The sequence below is a fragment of the Nonomuraea sediminis genome, assembly GCF_018531495.1.
In the GTDB taxonomy this organism is placed as follows: Bacteria; Actinomycetota; Actinomycetes; order Streptosporangiales; family Streptosporangiaceae; genus Nonomuraea; species Nonomuraea sediminis.
On record NZ_JAHDTI010000011.1, the window covers coordinates 156,432 to 172,723 of the forward strand.

At 70.4% G+C, this 16,292-nt stretch carries 19 protein-coding genes and 1 pseudogene; 7 read left to right on the forward strand and 13 right to left on the reverse strand.

Annotation, left to right across the window (positions count from 1 at the left end):
• Nucleotides 1–13: 13 nt before the first annotated feature.
• The 8 genes and pseudogenes from KIK09_RS59545 to KIK09_RS38255 form a co-directional block, all read right to left on the reverse strand.
• Nucleotides 14–181: pseudogene (locus tag KIK09_RS59545) on the reverse strand (thiolase family protein); the annotation flags it as partial.
• Between the two features lie 208 nt (nt 182–389).
• The gene (locus KIK09_RS38225) at nt 390–710 is read right to left on the reverse strand and encodes a GYD domain-containing protein (protein WP_214324359.1); all 321 of its coding nucleotides are present in this window, start codon (nt 708–710) and stop codon (nt 390–392) included.
• A 103-nt stretch (nt 711–813) separates the two neighbouring features.
• A complete protein-coding gene (locus KIK09_RS38230; protein WP_214324360.1) occupies nt 814–1,521 on the reverse strand; it encodes an ABC transporter ATP-binding protein in 708 nt (235 codons plus the stop codon).
• Nucleotides 1,514–2,281 (reverse strand): ABC transporter ATP-binding protein, encoded by a 768-nt coding sequence (locus KIK09_RS38235; RefSeq protein WP_214324361.1) that lies wholly within the window; start codon nt 2,279–2,281, stop codon nt 1,514–1,516. Before KIK09_RS38235 ends, KIK09_RS38230 begins: the two co-directional genes overlap by 8 nt.
• The gene (locus KIK09_RS38240; protein WP_214324362.1) at nt 2,278–3,243 is read right to left on the reverse strand and encodes a branched-chain amino acid ABC transporter permease; all 966 of its coding nucleotides are present in this window, start codon (nt 3,241–3,243) and stop codon (nt 2,278–2,280) included. The genes KIK09_RS38235 and KIK09_RS38240 overlap by 4 nt, the downstream gene beginning before the upstream one ends.
• Nucleotides 3,240–4,133 (reverse strand): branched-chain amino acid ABC transporter permease, encoded by an 894-nt coding sequence (locus tag KIK09_RS38245; RefSeq protein WP_214324363.1) that lies wholly within the window; start codon nt 4,131–4,133, stop codon nt 3,240–3,242. The genes KIK09_RS38240 and KIK09_RS38245 overlap by 4 nt, the downstream gene beginning before the upstream one ends.
• Nucleotides 4,130–5,281, reverse strand: coding sequence for a branched-chain amino acid ABC transporter substrate-binding protein (locus KIK09_RS38250; RefSeq protein WP_214324364.1), 1,152 nt, complete (start codon nt 5,279–5,281; stop codon nt 4,130–4,132). The genes KIK09_RS38245 and KIK09_RS38250 overlap by 4 nt, the downstream gene beginning before the upstream one ends.
• A gap of 127 nt (nt 5,282–5,408) precedes the next feature.
• The gene (locus KIK09_RS38255) at nt 5,409–5,981 is read right to left on the reverse strand and encodes an XRE family transcriptional regulator (protein WP_214324365.1); all 573 of its coding nucleotides are present in this window, start codon (nt 5,979–5,981) and stop codon (nt 5,409–5,411) included.
• Between the two features lie 112 nt (nt 5,982–6,093).
• Between KIK09_RS38255 and KIK09_RS38260 the strand changes: the two genes are divergently transcribed.
• Entirely contained in the window at nt 6,094–7,500 is a 1,407-nt protein-coding gene (locus tag KIK09_RS38260; protein ID WP_250574449.1) for an MFS transporter, read from the forward strand.
• Nucleotides 7,501–7,516: 16 nt separating this feature from the next.
• Here KIK09_RS38260 and KIK09_RS38265 read toward each other — a convergent pair whose 3' ends face one another.
• The gene (locus tag KIK09_RS38265; RefSeq protein WP_308164568.1) at nt 7,517–8,125 is read right to left on the reverse strand and encodes a TetR-type transcription factor C-terminal domain-containing protein; all 609 of its coding nucleotides are present in this window, start codon (nt 8,123–8,125) and stop codon (nt 7,517–7,519) included.
• Nucleotides 8,126–8,162: 37 nt separating this feature from the next.
• Nucleotides 8,163–8,831 (reverse strand): NADPH-dependent F420 reductase, encoded by a 669-nt coding sequence (locus KIK09_RS38270; RefSeq protein WP_214324366.1) that lies wholly within the window; start codon nt 8,829–8,831, stop codon nt 8,163–8,165.
• Nucleotides 8,832–8,953: 122 nt separating this feature from the next.
• Here KIK09_RS38270 and KIK09_RS38275 point away from each other — a divergent pair, with 122 nt between their 5' ends.
• Nucleotides 8,954–9,322 (forward strand): winged helix-turn-helix transcriptional regulator, encoded by a 369-nt coding sequence (locus KIK09_RS38275; protein WP_214324367.1) that lies wholly within the window; start codon nt 8,954–8,956, stop codon nt 9,320–9,322.
• A gap of 66 nt (nt 9,323–9,388) precedes the next feature.
• On the opposite strand, the gene KIK09_RS38280 is transcribed toward KIK09_RS38275, so the two are convergent.
• From KIK09_RS38280 to KIK09_RS38290, 3 genes are all read right to left on the reverse strand, one after another.
• Complete coding sequence (locus tag KIK09_RS38280) at nt 9,389–10,330, reverse strand: helix-turn-helix transcriptional regulator (RefSeq protein WP_214324368.1); 942 nt, start codon at nt 10,328–10,330, stop codon at nt 9,389–9,391.
• A gap of 75 nt (nt 10,331–10,405) precedes the next feature.
• Nucleotides 10,406–10,786, reverse strand: a complete 381-nt coding sequence (locus tag KIK09_RS38285) for an RNHCP domain-containing protein (RefSeq protein ID WP_214324369.1) — start codon at nt 10,784–10,786, stop codon at nt 10,406–10,408.
• Nucleotides 10,786–11,145, reverse strand: coding sequence for an RNHCP domain-containing protein (locus tag KIK09_RS38290; RefSeq protein WP_214324370.1), 360 nt, complete (start codon nt 11,143–11,145; stop codon nt 10,786–10,788). Before KIK09_RS38290 ends, KIK09_RS38285 begins: the two co-directional genes overlap by 1 nt.
• A gap of 226 nt (nt 11,146–11,371) precedes the next feature.
• Between KIK09_RS38290 and resB the strand changes: the two genes are divergently transcribed.
• From resB to KIK09_RS38315, 5 genes are all read left to right on the forward strand, one after another.
• Complete coding sequence (gene resB / locus KIK09_RS38295; protein ID WP_214324371.1) at nt 11,372–12,799, forward strand: cytochrome c biogenesis protein ResB; 1,428 nt, start codon at nt 11,372–11,374, stop codon at nt 12,797–12,799.
• A gap of 125 nt (nt 12,800–12,924) precedes the next feature.
• On the forward strand, nt 12,925–13,719 hold the full coding sequence (locus tag KIK09_RS38300) for a transporter substrate-binding domain-containing protein (RefSeq protein ID WP_214324372.1): 795 nt from the start codon (nt 12,925–12,927) through the stop codon (nt 13,717–13,719).
• Nucleotides 13,719–14,366 (forward strand): amino acid ABC transporter permease, encoded by a 648-nt coding sequence (locus KIK09_RS38305; RefSeq protein ID WP_214324373.1) that lies wholly within the window; start codon nt 13,719–13,721, stop codon nt 14,364–14,366. Before KIK09_RS38300 ends, KIK09_RS38305 begins: the two co-directional genes overlap by 1 nt.
• Nucleotides 14,363–15,103, forward strand: a complete 741-nt coding sequence (locus KIK09_RS38310; RefSeq protein ID WP_250574450.1) for an amino acid ABC transporter ATP-binding protein — start codon at nt 14,363–14,365, stop codon at nt 15,101–15,103. Before KIK09_RS38305 ends, KIK09_RS38310 begins: the two co-directional genes overlap by 4 nt.
• On the forward strand, nt 15,100–16,275 hold the full coding sequence (locus KIK09_RS38315) for an aminotransferase class V-fold PLP-dependent enzyme (protein ID WP_214324374.1): 1,176 nt from the start codon (nt 15,100–15,102) through the stop codon (nt 16,273–16,275). The genes KIK09_RS38310 and KIK09_RS38315 overlap by 4 nt, the downstream gene beginning before the upstream one ends.
• Nucleotides 16,276–16,292: the final 17 nt, after the last annotated feature.

The following is a 16,292-nucleotide window of genomic DNA, read 5'->3' on the forward strand; positions in this document are numbered from 1 at the left end:
TCCATTCGGTCAGTTATGGTAACGCGCCCGGATGGCGCTTGAGAACCCGTTGTCGCCGGGGAGCTGAGATCAGACGCGGCCCCTCGTCGACGCGCACGTCCCCGACGGGCACGAGCTCCGCCTCGAACCGGCCCGCGTCGATGGCCGCGACGGCGCGCTGGTGGCTGCGCAGCGCGAAGGCGTCGCTGTCGGCGTGCCCGGCACGCCGCTTCGCGCGACCGCTTCACGGACCACCAGGGCGGCCAGATCGTCGGCGCGGCCTCCGGCCAGCGTTTCCTTGCGGCGTGCGGACTCCACCAACCAGGAACACCTCGGACATAGCCCCTCCAACACGGCAGAAGACCCCCTTTTTCTACCGACCATTCGGTCAGTAGGCAAGGGGGCCGCTGTCACGCGCCAGGGGCCTGGTAATCCACCTGCTTTCTCGCGGCTTCGTCGATCTCCTCCGTCGTCAGGAGCACCGAGGTCTTCGTCCGCACTCCGCCCGCCGCGGAAACGGTGAGGCTCAGGGCGGCCGAGTCGGCATTGCTGGGCAGGTCGACCAGGAGGAAGACGTCGTTGTCCCCGAACGCGAAGTACATCTGCTCGACCGTGCCGCCGAGGCTGCTCACCATGCGGTCCACCGCCTGGCGTCGCGCGGTCCCGCCGTCTCGCAGGACTCCTTTCAGGCCCTCCGCCGTGTAGGTGGCCTGGATCATGTATTTGGGCATGGCGTCACCTTCTGCATCCACCGGGAACGTGGTCCTCCGGCGACCTGCTCGGCTTCCGGTGACGGTAATCGCCGGATGCGATCAAGAAGGTGTCATCGCCGCGTCAGACGCCGCCCAGGTACGCCTCGGCCACGCGCGGATCCTCGCGGAGCTCGCCGGCGGGGCCGTCCAGGACGCAGGTGCCGTTCTCGATCACGTATCCCCGGTGTGCGATCCGCAGCGCGGCGGTGGCGTTCTGCTCCACCAGCAGGACCGAGACGCCTTCCCGGTTGATGTCCGCGATGAGCTTCATGACCGAGGCGACCACCAGCGGGGCCAGCCCCATCGACGGCTCGTCCAGGAGCAGCATGCGGGGTCCCGTGACCAGGGCCCGGCCGATCGCCAGCATCTGCTGCTCGCCGCCGGACAGCGTGCCGCCCTGCTGGGCGCGCCGCTCGGCCAGCCGGGGCAGCAGCTCGTAGACGTGGTCGATCCGCCTGCGGATCTCCGCCTGGTCGCGGACCAGGTAGCCGCCGAGCTGCAGGTTCTCGTGGACGGTGAGCGTGCTGAAGATCCTGCGCCCCTCAGGGACGTGCACCAGGCCGCGGGCGGCGATCCGGTGCGGCTTGTCGCGCGTGACCTCCTTGCCGTCGAAGGTGACGAAGCCGTCGCTGGACCGCACCAGCCCCGAGACGGCCGACAGCGTGGTGGTCTTGCCGGCGCCGTTGTTGCCGAGCAGGGCGACGATCTCGCCGGGTTCGACGGTGAGCGACAGGCCGCGCAGGGCGTGGATGCCGTCGTAGTGGACATCGAGTCCGCGGATCTCAAGCATCGGCGTCGCTCCCGAGGTAGGCCTCGATGACGGCAGGGTCGCGACGGACGTCATCGGGACGGCCGTCGGCGATCTTGCGGCCGAAGTTGAGCACGACCACGCGTTCCGATACCTCCATGACCAGCCCCATGTCGTGTTCGATGAGGACGATGGCGACGCCCAGGGCCTGGATGCGCCTGATCAGGTCGAGCATCTCCGCCTTCTCCGCGTGGTTGAGCCCGGCCGCGGGCTCGTCCAGCAGGAGCAGGTCGGGACGGCGTGCCAGTGCCCTGGCGATCTCGGTACGGCGCTGCTCGCCGTAGGGCAGGTTGCGGGCCGCGCCGTACCGGTCGCCGCGCAGGCCGACGAAGTCGAGCCAGTGGTTGGCCTGCTCGGTGCACTCACGTTCAGAGCGGCGGTAGCGCGGCGTGTGCAGCAGCGCGTCGAAGATGTTCTGCTTGAGCCACAGATGCGCTCCGGCCCGCACGTTGTCCAGCACCGACAGCTCGCCGAACAGGCGCAGATTCTGGAAGGTGCGCGAGATGCCGAGCTGGGCCACGGCCGAGGGCCGCAGCCCGCGGATGCTGCTGTCCCTGAAGGTGATCCGGCCGGCCGTCGGCTTGTAGAAGCCGGTGGTGCAGTTGAAGGCCGAGGTCTTGCCCGCGCCGTTGGGCCCGATGACGGAGATGATCTCCGCCTCGTTCACCGAGAAGCTCAGCCCGTCGATGGCCACCAGCCCGCCGAAGGACAGGCGCAGGTCCTCGACACTCAGCAGGCTCATTTGACCGTCTCCTTCGATCGGGCCGGCCACAGGCCCTGCGGGCGCAGGAGCATGACGACGATGAGCAGGATCCCGAACAGGAAGAAGCGGTAGTCGGCCAGGTCGCGCAGCACCTCGGGGAGCAGGCTGATCACGATGGCGCCGACGACGACGCCGGGGATGGAGCCCATGCCGCCCAGCACGACGGCCATCAGGACCAGCGCGGACTGCAGGAACGTGAAGCTCGTCGGGGAGATCGCCGACAGCTGGGCGGCGAACAGCACCCCGGCCAGGCCGCCCCAGATCGCCCCGGCGATGTAGGCGGCGAGCTTGACCCGGTAGGTGTGCACCCCCATGGCCTCGGCGGCGTCCTCGTCCTCGCGGACGAACCGCCAGGCCCGGCCCAGCCGGGACCTGCCCAGCCGCGCCGCGCCGAGCACGGCCACGCAGACGACGGCCACGGTCACGTAGTAGAAGACCACCGGATTGCCGGCCAGGCCGGGAATGCCGTAGATGCCCGACGGGCCGCCGGTGACGTCCAGGTTGTTGGCCGTGATCCGGATGATCTCGCCGAAGCCGAGGGTCACGATCGCCAGATAGTCGCTGCGCAGCCGCAGGGTGGGCGCTCCGATGACGATGCCGGCGATCACCGTGACCACCAGCACCGCGGGCACGGTCGCCACCAGGGGCAGGTGGAGCCTGGTGGCCAGCACCCCGCTGGTGTACGCGCCGACCGCGAAGAAGGCGACATACCCCAGGTCGAGCAGGCCGCAGTAGCCGACCACGATGTTCAGCCCGGCCGCCAGCATCACGAAGATGGCAGCGCTGGTCATCACCGACAGCGCGTACGGCGTGGCGATGACGAACGGCGCGAGAACCGCGATCAGCACACCGGCCAGTCCGGCCCACCTGTTGCTCATCAGCCGCGAGGCCAGCGTGGGCGGCTTGTCCGTGCCGACGCGGCGGGTCTGGGTCGTCGTCATACGCGCTCCGTGACGCGCTCGCCGAGCAGCCCGGTCGGCCGCACGGTCAGGAACAGGATCAGCACCCCGAAGGCGAACACGTCGCGCCACTCGCCGCCCAGCCAGAACGTGCCGAACGACTCCAGCAGCCCGAGCAGCAGGCCGCCCAGCATGGTGCCGGTCATGTTGCCGATGCCGCCGATCACCGCGGCGGTGAACGCCTTGAGCCCGATCAGGAAGCCCATCAGGAAGTCGATCTTCCCGTAGTAGGCCCCGGCCATCACCCCGGCGGCCCCGGCCAGGGCCGAGCCGAGGAAGAAGGTCCTGGAGATCACCGCGTTCACGTCGATGCCCATCAGCGAACTGGTGCGCGGGTCGAGCGCGATGGCCCGCATGGCCCGGCCCTCACGGGTCCTGGTGACCAGCAGGTTCAGCCCGGCCATGAGCAGCACGGCGACGCCGATCAGCACCAACTGCTGCAGCGTCAGGGTGGCCCCGAGCACGTGCAGCGACGTGCCGCCGAGCCGTACCGGGTAGACCTGCGGGTCGGCGCCGGCGCCGGCGCGCATGCCGTACTCCAGGGCGAAGGACGCGCCCACCGCGGTGATCAGCAGCGACAGGCGGGGCGCCCGGCGCAGCGGCCGGTAGGCGACCCGCTCGAGCGCCACCCCGGCCAGGCCGGTGACTCCCATCGTGACCAGGAGTACGGCCAGCAGCACCGGCAGCGCCATCGCCTGCGGCACGCCACCGACGGCGCCGAGAACGGCGAAGCCGGTGAACGCGCCGAGCATGTACAGGTCGCCGTGGGCGAAGTTGAGCAGCTTGATGATCCCGTAGACCATGCTGTAGCCCAAGGCCACCAGGGCGTAGAACGATCCGACGAACAGGCCGTTCCAGACGAGCTGCGTCATTTGAGCGAGTCCTGCAGGGTGAAGGCGCCGTTCTTGACGACGAGGATCTGGAAGCCCCCGTTGGACAGCGTGTGCTCGGGCGTGAACTTCAGCGGCCCGGAGAACATCTGGAACCCGTCCATCGCCTCGAGCGCGGCGATGACCTTGGCGCCGTCGGTGCCGCCCGCGTTCTTGATCGCCTCCGCGGCCAGCCGTACGGCGTCGTAGGCCTGGTTGGAGTAGGGGCCGGGCGCGGCGTTGAACTTCTTCTTGTACGCCTCGATCCATCCCTGGGCGCCCTCGATGGTGTCGGGGGTCTGGGTCATCGTGGCGTAGACGCCCTCGGCGGCGTCGCCTCCGGCGATCTCGGCCAGCTTCGCCGAGACCGAACCGTCGCCGACGATGATCGAGCCCTTGTAGCCGGCCTGGCGGAGCTGGCGGATGATGAGCCCGCCCTCCTGGAAGTAGCCGGTCCAGTAGATGAAGTCGGGCTTCTTGGCCAGCACGTTGGTGATGTTGGCGCTGTAGTCGCTCTCCTTGGGCGTCACCGCCTCGACGGTCACGGCCTGGGCGCCGAGCAGCGCCTGGGTGCGCAGCGCGATGTCCTTGGAGTAGCTGGTGTTGTCGTGCATCAGCGCGACCTTCGTGCCGCCCTGCTTGGCGATCCACTTCTGGGCCGCGGCCGCCTGCTGGGAGCCGGTCCCGTTGATCAGGAAGACGTGCTTGAGCTTCTGGTCGACCAGCTCCTGGGAGTTGGCCGCCGGGATGATCATCGGGATGTTCGACTTGCCGAAGATCGGCAGCGTGGGCAGGGTGGCGCCGGAGCAGTAGCCGCCCACCGAGACGTTCACGCCCTCGGTCACCAGCTTGTTGGCGCCGGCCGTGGCCGACTGCGCGTCACAGGCGTCGTCGGCGGTCTTCAGCTCCAGCTTGCGTCCGAGCACGCCGCCCTTGGCGTTGATCTCGTCGATCGCGAGCTGCGCCGCGTTACTCATATAGGGACCGATGGCGGCCTCGCTGCCCGACTGCGGGATCAGCATGCCGAGGACGATCGGGGCTTCCTTGTCGCCTCCCTTGTCACCGCCGCCGAGCAGACCCTGACCGCATCCGGTCGCCAGGACAGCAAGGACGGCGAGCGCCGCGAAAGACTTCAGAGGGATGGCACGCATGTGCGGCTCCTCGCTTGTAGTGAGGTGTGACATTGCACCAACGCTTCTGCGGAGCCGTCAAGAGGCGCAACAAGACCTTTATCTGCCCAGGGAGGTCCGAAGCTCCCGCAACGGCCTCATACGCTGCTCAGTCGAGGTGCGCACGGACCCGGGCCTTGTCGCCCTGCGGGCCGTGGATGTGCAGGATCTCGACGGGGCGGTCGCCGCTGGGGCCGAACCAGTGCGGCTGGGCCGTGTCGAACTCGGCAACCTCGCCGGGACGCAGCGTCAGCTCGCGCTCTCCGAGGACGAGCAGCAGCTCGCCGGCCAGGACGAAGAGCCATTCGTAGCCGGTGTGGGCGACGAGCCTGCGCGGCTCGGGCGCGATCACCTGCTTGAAGACCTGCAGACGTCCCGGGTACTGCGTCAGCGGCACGAGGGCGCTCCCGTTGCGGCGGTGCCGTTTCGGGGTCAGGTGAACCCGCGGGTCGCCGGTCGACGGGGCGGCGATGAGCTGATCGAGCGCCACACGGTGTGCCCGCGCGAGCGGGATGAGCAGTTCGAGGGTCGGGCGTCTCTTGCCGGACTCGATCCGCGACAGGCCGCTCACCGAGATGCCGGTCGCGGCCGACAGTGCCTCGAGGGTCATGCCGCGGTCGCGGCGCAGTGCGCGCAGCCGCGGCCCGATGGCGGCCAGCGTCTGCTCCAGTTCTGCGTCCATATCTACTAGTTTGCCCCGGTCTTTTGCGGTTCTTGCAAATTTCCTACCGGACCTGCTGTCCCAGGCCCGACATTGGGTGTCCGATTCCACCTACATCTGTGAAGGAGTGACCATGGGCGCGGAAAGGCGCTGGACGGTGCTGGCGATCTGCTGCCTGAGCCTGTTCCTGGTCGGACTGGACACCACCATCGTGAACGTCGGCCTGCCGTCGATCGGCGCCGGCCTGCACGTCGGGACCCGCGGCCTGGAATGGACGGTCGACGCCTACACGATCGTGCTGGCCGGCCTGCTGATCTCGTCCGGCGCGCTGGCCGACCGCATCGGACGGCGACGCGTGTTCCGGATCGGGCTGGTCGTCTTCGCCGTCGCGTCCGTGGCGTGCGCGCTCGCGCCGAGCATCGGTGTGCTGGTCGCGGCCCGCGCGGTGCAGGGCGTCGGCGGGTCGATGCTCAGCCCGGTGGCGCTCGCGATCGTCGTCAACGTGATCACCGAGCCGAAGGAGCGGGCGCGCGCGATCGGCGTGTGGGCGGCCGTCTTCGGCGTCAGCATGGCGGCGGGGCCCCTCGTGGGCGGCGCTCTCGTCTCGGCTCTCGGCTGGCGGTCGGTCTTCTGGATCAACGTGCCGGTCGTCGCCGTGGCGCTGGTGCTGACCGCGCTCTTCGTCCCCGAGTCCCGCGCGGAGCGGCCGCGCCGGCTCGACGGCCCGGGTCAGTCGCTGCTGATCGTCGTGGTCGGCTGCTCGGTCGCGGTGCTGATCGAGGGGCCGCATCTCGGGTGGGGCTCGCCCGCGGCTCTCACCGGCTACCTGGCCGTCGCCGTGGCCGCGGCCGCCTTCGGGTGGGTCGAGTCGCGTCGGGCCGAGCCGCTGGTGGATCCGCTGCTGTTCCGTCGGCCGCCCTTCGTCGCCGCCGTCGTCGGGGCGGTCGTGGTGTTCATCGCCCTCAGCGCGACCTTGCTGCTCAACACCCTCTACCTCCAGCATTCCCGGGGCATGAGCCCGGTGGCCGTGGGGGTCGTCACGCTCCCGATGGCCGTCGCGGCGACCGTGTGCGCGCCGCTTTCCGGGATCCTCGTCGGGCGGTTCGGAGCGCGGCCGCCGCTGATGCTCGCCGGGGGGTTCATCGCGGCCGGCGGGCTCTGCCTCGTGGGCATCGGGGATCAGACCGACGTCCGGTGGCTGGCGCTCGCCTACCTGCTCGTCGGCATCGGGTTCGGGTTCGCGAACGCGCCGATCACCAACACCGCGGTCAGCGGCCTGCCGCCCGCCCGCGCCGGCGTCGCCGCCGGGATCACCTCCACGGCCCGCCAGCTCGGCTCGGCGCTCGGCATCGCCGTCGCGGGCAGCATCGTGGCCGACGTCTCGCCCGCGCGTCTCGCTGAGGCGTCACGGCCCGGCTGGCTGCTCGTCGCCGGCTGCGGGCTGCTCGTCCTCCTCATGACCCCCGCCGCCGCCCGCCACCGGAAGCCACCCGTCCCCGAACCGGCCGTGCAGGACCCCCGCCCCGCCTCGACCGGCTGAAGGCCGTTGTGATCGGTCAGGCGCGCAGGCCGTGGAAGGCGGTGCGGCAGACGGCGTCGGCCAGGGCGTCGGCGTCGATGTGGCGCGACGGGCGGTACCACTCGATCAGGGAGTTGACCATGCCGAACAGCAGCCGCGCCCCGAGGTCGGGATCCACCCCGGAGGCCAGGTCGCCCTCCTCCTGCGCCTGCCGCATGAGGTCGGCGATCAGGTGGTCGAACTCGCGCCGGCGGTTCAGCGCCCGCACCTCCACCTCGGTGTTGCCGCGGACCCGCAGCAGCAGTGTGACGAACGGCAGCCGCTCGACCAGCACGTGCACGCTGCGGTCGACCAGCGACTCCAGCCGGTCGATCGCCCGCCCCGGCGAGGCCCGCGCCTCGTCGGCGGCCTCGAAGAGCCCGTCGAGCGCCCGGTCGACGGCCAGCCCGAGCAGCTCTTCCTTGCTGCCGACATGGTGGTAGATCGCCGACTTGGTGATGCCGAGCCGCTTGGCCACCGCCTCCATGCTGGTGGCCTCATATCCGCGCTCGTTGAACACGGTCACGGCGACGGCCAGCAACGACTCGAGGTCGTAGCCGGGCCGCCCGCGCCTGACGAGCCGCTTCGCCGGGATAGCCGAAGACACGCCATCGAGTATCCCAGCGCCGCAAACCACCCAAACGTCAGTCCGCCTCCGCGAAGGTGTGCTCCAGCGGCGGGAACATCGCGCGGGCGTCGTGACCGGCGAACCAGAGGCTGACCACGAACACCGAGGTGGCCTCCAGATACCTGGCCCGGTTCAGCCCGCCGGCGCGCACCGGGTGCAGGCCGAGGTCGGTGGCCAGCCCGGCGGTCAGGTCCAGCGCGACCGCGTCGTCGCCGCACAGCGGTACGGCCAGCCGCCGCCCCTCGAACAGGCGGACCTCCGAGGCCGCCCACACCTCCGCGGCGCACAGGTTGAACGCCTTCACCACGCGCGCCTCCGGCGCCAGCGCGGCCACCTTCTCCGCGACCGCCTCCTCCGACAGCACGAACGCCATCACCCCGCCCGGCGCCGCCTGGTCCGGCTGGAAGGCGTTGGTACAGTCGATGACCGTCCGCCCGTCGAGCGCGCCGCCGCACGCCGCCAGGACGTCCGCCACCGCGGCCGCGGGAACGGCCAGCAGCACCGCCTCGCCGAACCCGGCCGCCTCGCGCAGCGTGCCCGCCCGGGCGCCCGCCCCGATGCTCCCGGCGGCCTTGCCCGCCCTGTCCTGATCCCGCGCGCCGACCAGCACCTCGTGCCCGGCCGTCGCCCAGCCGCCGCCGAGCGCCACCGCCATCGCTCCCGCACCGAGAATTCCCACACGCATCGTCGACCCGACTCCTCATCTGGCTGAAATCGCGCGGGCTTGCCGCACCGCGCCTCGGGTCAGCACAGTAGGGAGGCCGAAAGGCACCTCCAGGTTCGCAACGGAACGGGAAGAATCGCCGCATGCCCGCACAGACCGCCCCGGAGTTCACCCCGTACGGCGCGTTCGAGGCAGACTGCCCCGCGCGCCTGGCCACGGACCTGTTCGCGAGCAGCTGGCTTCCGGTGATCGTCTACATGCTCCGCGACGGCCCGATGCGCCCCGGCGACCTGCGCAAACAGATCGGCGGGGTCAGCCAGAAGGTCCTCACCCAGACCCTGCGCCGCATGGAGCGGCTCACGCTGGTCGAACGCCGCCGCTACGCCGAGGCGCCGCCCCGCGTCGAGTACGGGCTGACCCCCGCCGGGCGGGACCTGCTGGTCCCGATCTTCGCCCTCGCCGACTGGGCGGAACGCCACGGCCCCGCGGTGACCGCCGCCATGCTCGACTGACCCGCGGTACGGCCGGCGCCGGCCGTACCGCGGCTCAAGGGCTCAAGGGCTCAAGGGCTCAAGGGCTCAAGGGCAGGAGTCCAGCAGGCGCTGCCCGAGGGCGCGCGCGGCGCGCTGGAGTTCGGGGCAGCCGACGATGCGGAACGGCGCGTGGATGGTGGCGAGCTGCTCGGCGTACCACGCCGGGTTGCTGGTGCTGCCGACGAGGCGGGTGGTTGTGGCGTCGACGGGTTCGAGCCGTCCCGCGGCTCTGGGCAGGCAGCGGGCCACGGTGTCGGCGGGCGCGTCGATGATGACCTCGACCTCGTACTCCCAGCCGACGGCCAGGTGGTCCTCGAGCTCGGCGACGGCGTCCAGGCCGACGGGCGGGACGAAGGTGTCCTCCAGCGGCTCCACAGCGTGGACGCGGTCGATCCGGTAGGCCCGCCGCGCGTTCGAGGTGTGGGAGTGGCACAGCAGGTACCACCGGCCGTGGCGGACGACGACCGCCCACGGGTCGGCCTCGATGACGCGTTCCGTCCCCACCTCGGAGCGGTACTCCAGGCGCACCCGCCGCTGGTCGGAGGAGGCCTGCACCAGGGCGGCGGCGGCCGCGGGGTCCGGGCGGGCGGCGGCGCGGTCGGGGGCGGGCGCGGTGGCCCGCCGTACCGCTTCGGCCTGGGCGGCCACCTGCTCCGGCAGGGCCCGCACGATCTTGCCGAGCGCGCTGCCGACCGGGTCGGTGGGATCGCCCGCGTCGTGGTGGCCGTCGAGCACGGCCATCACCAGCCCGAGCGCCTCGGCGCCGCTGAACATCAGCGGCGGGAGCCGCAGGCCGCGGCCGAGCCGGTAGCCGCCGTACGGCCCGCGGGTGGCCTCGACCGGGATGCCGGCCTCGCGCAGGATGCCGACGTAGCGGCGGGCGGCCCGCTCGGTGACGCCGAGCTTGCCGGCGAGCCGGTCCGCGGTGATGCCGGGGACGGCCTGGATCACCTCCAGGGCGACGAGCGCCCTTGCCGTTGGACTCATGCGTCCGCCAATCCGGAAGTGGTACGTCCGGAATGGACCCTATCGTGGCCCCGGGGGTGTCCCCGGGGCCACGGTTCACAGGGTGAGCAGCGCGCGGCCGGCGATGCTGGTGTCCCTGAGCGGTTTGAGCGCCAGCCGCAGGACGGCCAGCGCGTTGTCGTCACCCGCGATGCGGTTGGCGCTGAGCTCGCCGCAGGACAGGCATTCGTGGATGATCATCCACTCGCCGTCCGGCCGCACGGACATGCCCAGTGCCTCCATCCGGCCGTGGCAGTCCGAGGCGCGGTCACCGGGAACGCGCCGGTCGACGTGCAGGCTGGTCAGGCAGTTCGGGCAGTGGTTGCGGTGCGCCGTGCCCGGCGCGTCCATGGACACCTGCAGCCGGCAGCCGACGCACCGGAAGTCGGTTGTCCGGTTGTCCTTGCGTTGCCTGCGTGGCTTGCTTCGACGTGGCATCACAGCGCGCCGAACACTTCGAGCGGGAACGGCGGCTCGGCCAGCGGCCGTACCGCCATGCGCATGAGAATGAGCTGGTTGTCGTCCGAACAGACCGGGTTCGACGTGAGCTCGTCGCAGCGCACGCAGCGGTGGATGACCATCCAGTCGCCGGTGCGCAGCACCGCGATGGCGATTGGCGTCATCCGGCCGTGGCACTCGCTCGGCCCGCCCTCGACGTGGTCGGTGACGTGCAGGGAGTGCAGGCACGACGGGCAGTGGTTACGCCTCGTGCCGTCGGCGGCGAAGCCGGACACGGTAAGACCGCACCGTACGCAGGTGAAGGTGCCGATCTTCAGGGTGTTGTTGGTGTTGGACACCCGGGTTGCTCCTTGCTGAGAAATCCGTACATGACAGCAAGAGCAGGCCGAGCGACCTCGACGGTCAGGACCGAACGGTTACGCGGTACGGCGAGGCACGCTCGGCGCGGGCAGGAACATAAAACACCCTCTCGACAAGTAGACGGACCCTCAGGCTAACCACCACCCAAGAGCGGATGCCACCCAATAATCACCCCTTGAGGGTTCGTCGATACCTTTATCTACTATGGCATTTAGTAGATGGTTCTGGCGCACGCTGACGTCCATGCGGACGGCGCTGGTGCTGCTGTTCCTGTTCGCGCTGGCGTCGGTGCCCGGCTCGCTGGTACCGCAACGGGGAGTTTCGGACCCGATGGTCGCCCAGCGGTTCGCCGCCGACCCGGAGCTCGCCAGGTGGCTGGACCGGCTGTGGTTGTTCGACGTGTTCAAGGCCCCCTGGTTCGCCGCCGTCTACCTGCTGCTTTTCGTGTCGCTGATCGGCTGCCTCGTCCCGCGCGCGCTGGCGCACGCCAAAGAGCTCAGGAGGAAACCGCCGCCGGCGCCGCGCAATCTCGGCAGGCTGCCCCACCACGCCGAGCTCGCGGCCGAGGCGGATCTGGCGGGAGCGGTGAAGCTCCTCAGGAGGCGGCGGTTCCGCGTGGTCGAGGGTCCCGGATGGCTGGCGGCCGAGAAGGGCCGCGCGGGGGAGACGGGCAACCTGATCTTCCACCTCTCGCTGGTCGGGCTGCTGATCGCCTTCGGACTCGGCGGCACGTACGGCTACCGCGGCAACGTGCTGCTGGTCGAGGGCAACCAGTTCGCCAACACCGTGTCCGGCTTCGACAGGTACATCCCGGGCACGCGGGTGGGCGGCCTTGAGCCCTTCACCATCACGCTCGACCGGTTCGAGGTCTCCTACATCGCCCAGGGCGACAAGAGGGGGCAGGCGACCGACTACGCTGCCAGGCTCAAGGTCACCGATCGGCCGGGCGCGGCGCCGCGGGACTTCACGCTCAAGGTCAACGAGCCGCTCGACGTCAACGGCACGATGACCTACCTGCTGGGCAATGGCTACGCGCCGGTGTTCAAGGTGCTCGACGGCCGCGGCCAGGTGGCCTTCGACGGCCCGGTGCCGTGCCTGGTGGAGCAGTTGCGCACGTTCACCTCCGGCTGCGTGATCAAGGTGCCCGACGCCCGGCCCACGCAACTGGGCATCCTGGCCAGGTTCCTGCCCACCGAGCTGAACGGTGTCTCCGTCTTTCCCGGCGCCGCCAACCCGGTGGTGCAGGTCTACGCCGCCTTCACCGGCGACCTGGGGATGGGTTCGGGCAGGCCGCAGTCGGTCTACCAGCTCACCGCCGACAGGCTGAAGCCGGTCCTGATGGGGTCCGTCCGGCCGCTCGCGCCGGGGGAGCGGCTCGCGCTGCCCGGCGGCGTGGGATCCGTCCAGTTCACCGGCCTGCGCAAGTGGATCACGCTGCAGATCGCCTACGACCCGTTCCGGCCGCTCGCGCTGGCCTCCGCGGTGGCCGCCACGCTCGGGCTCACGCTGTCGCTGACCGTACGGCGGCGCCGGATCTGGGTGCGTGGCGCCGAGGTGGGCGGCCTCACCCGTACCGGAGGAGCGAACTTTCCCGCGGAGTTCGCCGGAATCGTCAAGGAGCTGCACCCATGATCGCGGCAGACATGCCTAAATAGGGCTTGCCCGAAAATTACCCCTTGGGGGTACTTGACGTAAACGTCCGCTGGAGAGACGGTTGGCCGAAGCAAGTACCCCCCAGAGGTATGAAGGGTCCAGCCATGGTCCGTTCCCCACTATTCCTCATCGTCCTGGTCGTCGCGGTCGCCGGATGCGGATCCGGCCAGGCGAAGGGCGACCTCCTGCAACGAGTCAAGGAAGCGGGCGTCATCCGCATCGCGCAGACCCAGGCCAACCCGCCGTGGAACTTCCTGGAGGACGGCAAGCCCGCCGGCTACGACGTGGACGTGGCCAACGAGCTGGCCAAGCGGCTGGGCATCGCGAAGGTGGAGTTCGTCCCGTCGAACTTCCAGAGCTTCATCGCCGGCGTCCAGGCAGGCAGGTTCGACGCGGTCATCTCCGGCCAGACCATCACCGACGAACGGAAGAAGCAGGTCGACTTCTCCCGCCCCTACGAGGTCAACGGCATCTCCATCTTCGTGGCCGACGGCTCGCCCATCACCGGCGTCGCCGACCTGAAGGGCAAGAAGGTCGCGGTCACCGCCGGGACCACCCAGGCCGCCTTCGCCAAGAAGTCGATCCCCGAGGCCGACATCAAGACCTACGACAACGCGACCCTCGGCCTGACCGAGGTGGGCAGGGGGCGGGCCGACGCGGCGCTGGTCTCCCGCTTCCAGGGCGCCTTCCTCGCGCAGAAGAACGGCCTGGCCGTCAAGCCGGCGGGCCCGCTGCTGGAGTCGGAGGTCAACGGCATCTCCTTCGCCAAGGGATCCACCGCCTTCAAACAGGCCGTCGACAAGGCGCTCGGCGACATGATGTCCGACGGAACCCTGACCGCGATCTCCAGGAAGTGGCTCGGCGGCCTGGACATGGCCGAGCAGCTCAAGGGGGTCTGATGGACCTCCTGGCCGACTTCCTGCCCGACCTGCTCACCGGGCTCGGCGTCACGATCATGCTGGGCGTGGTCTCGTTCGTCCTCGGCAGCGCCGTCGGAGGCCTGGTCACCCTCGCCCGGATCTCGGGCAGCCGCGCCTTGCGGGCGCTGGCCGCCGCCTACGTGTCGATCTTCCGCGGCACGCCGCTGCTCATCCAGATCATGATCGTCTACTTCGGGCTGCCGCAGCTCGGGCTGGAGATTCCCCCCATCCCGTCGGCGATCATCGCCTTCACCCTGTTCAGCGCCGCCTACCTGAGCGAGAACTTCCGTGCGGGGGTGCTCGGCGTGGACAAGGGGCAGTGGGAGGCGGCCGCCTCGATGGCGATGCCGTACTGGCGGACCCTGCGCAGGATCATCTTCCCGCAGGCGATCAGGATCGCCACCCCGGCCGTCGGCAGCAGGTTCGTGGCGCTGATGAAGGACACCTCGCTCGCCTCGGCGGTCACCGTCGTCGAGCTGACCAGGGTGGCCGAGGGCATCGGCACCTCGACCTTCCGCTACATGGAGGCGCTGCTGTTGGTCGGCCTCCTGTACTGGATGGTCAACACGCTGCTGCAGCTCGGCCAGCAGGTGCTGGAGAAGCGGATGAGGAGGGCCTACGCATGATCGTCAGTGTTCGCGGGCTGCGCAAGAGCTTCGACGACCTGCGGGTGCTCAACGGCGTCGACCTGGACGTCGCGCGGGGCGAGGTGGTCGTGGTCATGGGCCCGTCGGGTTCCGGCAAGACCACGCTCATCCGCTGCCTCAACCTGCTCGAGGAGCCGGAGGCGGGCACGGTCAGCGTCTGCGGCACCTCGCTGGCCTGCGGCGGGCGCCTGCCGGCCAAGCAGGTCCGCGAGCTGCGCCGCCGTACCGCCATGGTCTTCCAGCAGTTCAACCTCTTCCCGCACCTGACCGCGCTGCAGAACGTCATGGAAGGCCCGGTGTCCGTACGGCGGGTCGCGCGTGCCGAGGCGGCGGCCAGGGCAAGGGAGCTGCTGGAAAGGGTCGGGCTGGCCGACAAGTGCGACTGCTACCCGGCCAAGCTGTCGGGCGGCCAGAAACAGCGGGTCGCGATCGCCAGGGCGCTGGCCATGGAGCCCGAGGTGATCCTGTTCGACGAGCCGACCTCGGCGCTCGACCCCGAGCTGCACGCCGAGGTGCTCCAGGTGATGCGCGAGCTCGCGCGGGAGGGGATGACGATGGTGGTGGTCACGCACGAGACCGCGTTCGCGCGGGAGGTGGCCGACCGGGTGGTGTTCATGGACGGCGGCACGGTGATCTCGCAGGGGCCGCCGTCGGACTTCTTCACCTCGCCGGATCATCCGCGGGTGCGGGCCTTCCTGCGGCTGGTGGCCTCGTGATCGACGTCGCCAAGGCCCGGGAGGCGACGCCCGGCGTCGGAAATGTCGCCCATTTCAACAACGCGGGGGCGTCCCTGCCCTCGCAGGGGGTGCTGTCCGCGGTCGTCGACCATCTACTGCTGGAAGCGGACATCGGCGGATACGAGGCGGCGGCGCGGGCCGCCGACCGTCTCGCCGCGGTCTACTCCTCCGCGGCCAGGCTGCTGAACTGCTCGCCCGACGAGATCGCGCTCGTCGACAGCGCCACCCGCGCCTGGGACCTGGCCTTCTACGCGATCCCCTGGCGCCGGGGCGACCGCATCCTGACCAGCAAGGCCGAGTACGCCAGCAACTTCATCGCCTACCTGCAGGTCGCCGAGCGGCACGGCGTGCGCGTGGACGTCGTGCCCAACGACGGCCTCGGCCAGATCTCCGTCGACGCGCTGCGCGACATGGCCGACGAGCGGGTCAGGCTCATCTCGCTCACCCACGTCCCCACCAACGGCGGCCTGGTCAACCCGGCCGCCGAGGTGGGCAAGGTCGCGGCCGAGGTCGGCGCGCTGTACCTGCTCGACGCCTGCCAGTCGGTGGGCCAGCTGCCGGTCGACGTCGCGCGCATCGGCTGCGACCTGCTGTCCACCACCGGCCGCAAGTACCTGCGCGCCCCGCGCGGCACGGGCCTGCTCTACGTCCGGCGGTCCGCGCTCGACCGGCTCGACCCGCCCTTCCTCGACCTGCACGCGGCCCGCTGGGTCGCGCCGGGCCACTACGAGGTGCAGCCGGGCGCGCGCCGCTTCGAGAGCTGGGAGTACGGCGTGGCCGCCCGCCTCGGCCTGGGCGGGGCCATCGACGAGGCGCTGGCCTGGGGCCTGGACGACATCAGGGACCGGGTCTACGCCCTGGCGGACCACCTGCGGGAACGGCTGTCGGACCTGCCCGGCTGCCAGGTGCGCGACCAGGGGGCCGAGCGCTGCGGCATCGTCACCTTCACGCTGGACGGCAGGCCCGCCGACGAGCTCAAGGCACGGCTCACGGCCCGGTCGATCAACGTCAACGTGTCACGCGCGCCCTCGACGCTGCTGGACATGACCGATCGCGGGCTCGGGGAGCTGGTACGCGCTTCCGTGCACTACTACAACACCGAGGAGGAGGTCGCCAGGCTCTGCGCCGTACTCGGCGAACCTATCTACTAAGTTGCATAGTATGTCTG

Coding starts and splice junctions, on each gene's coding strand:
- KIK09_RS38305 (WP_214324373.1), top strand. CDS start 13,719: ATGGACCTCCTGGCCGACTTCCTGCCCGACCTGCTCACCGGGCTCGGC.
- KIK09_RS38245 (WP_214324363.1), bottom strand. CDS start 4,133: ATGACGCAGCTCGTCTGGAACGGCCTGTTCGTCGGATCGTTCTACGCC.
- KIK09_RS38300 (WP_214324372.1), top strand. CDS start 12,925: ATGGTCCGTTCCCCACTATTCCTCATCGTCCTGGTCGTCGCGGTCGCC.
- KIK09_RS38230 (WP_214324360.1), bottom strand. CDS start 1,521: ATGCTTGAGATCCGCGGACTCGATGTCCACTACGACGGCATCCACGCC.
- KIK09_RS38250 (WP_214324364.1), bottom strand. CDS start 5,281: ATGCGTGCCATCCCTCTGAAGTCTTTCGCGGCGCTCGCCGTCCTTGCT.
- KIK09_RS38235 (WP_214324361.1), bottom strand. CDS start 2,281: ATGAGCCTGCTGAGTGTCGAGGACCTGCGCCTGTCCTTCGGCGGGCTG.
- KIK09_RS38240 (WP_214324362.1), bottom strand. CDS start 3,243: ATGACGACGACCCAGACCCGCCGCGTCGGCACGGACAAGCCGCCCACG.
- KIK09_RS38270 (WP_214324366.1), bottom strand. CDS start 8,831: ATGCGTGTGGGAATTCTCGGTGCGGGAGCGATGGCGGTGGCGCTCGGC.
- KIK09_RS38255 (WP_214324365.1), bottom strand. CDS start 5,981: ATGGACGCAGAACTGGAGCAGACGCTGGCCGCCATCGGGCCGCGGCTG.
- KIK09_RS38310 (WP_250574450.1), top strand. CDS start 14,363: ATGATCGTCAGTGTTCGCGGGCTGCGCAAGAGCTTCGACGACCTGCGG.
- KIK09_RS38225 (WP_214324359.1), bottom strand. CDS start 710: ATGCCCAAATACATGATCCAGGCCACCTACACGGCGGAGGGCCTGAAA.
- KIK09_RS38280 (WP_214324368.1), bottom strand. CDS start 10,330: ATGAGTCCAACGGCAAGGGCGCTCGTCGCCCTGGAGGTGATCCAGGCC.
- KIK09_RS38260 (WP_250574449.1), top strand. CDS start 6,094: ATGGGCGCGGAAAGGCGCTGGACGGTGCTGGCGATCTGCTGCCTGAGC.
- KIK09_RS38275 (WP_214324367.1), top strand. CDS start 8,954: ATGCCCGCACAGACCGCCCCGGAGTTCACCCCGTACGGCGCGTTCGAG.
- resB (WP_214324371.1), top strand. CDS start 11,372: ATGGCATTTAGTAGATGGTTCTGGCGCACGCTGACGTCCATGCGGACG.
- KIK09_RS38285 (WP_214324369.1), bottom strand. CDS start 10,786: ATGCCACGTCGAAGCAAGCCACGCAGGCAACGCAAGGACAACCGGACA.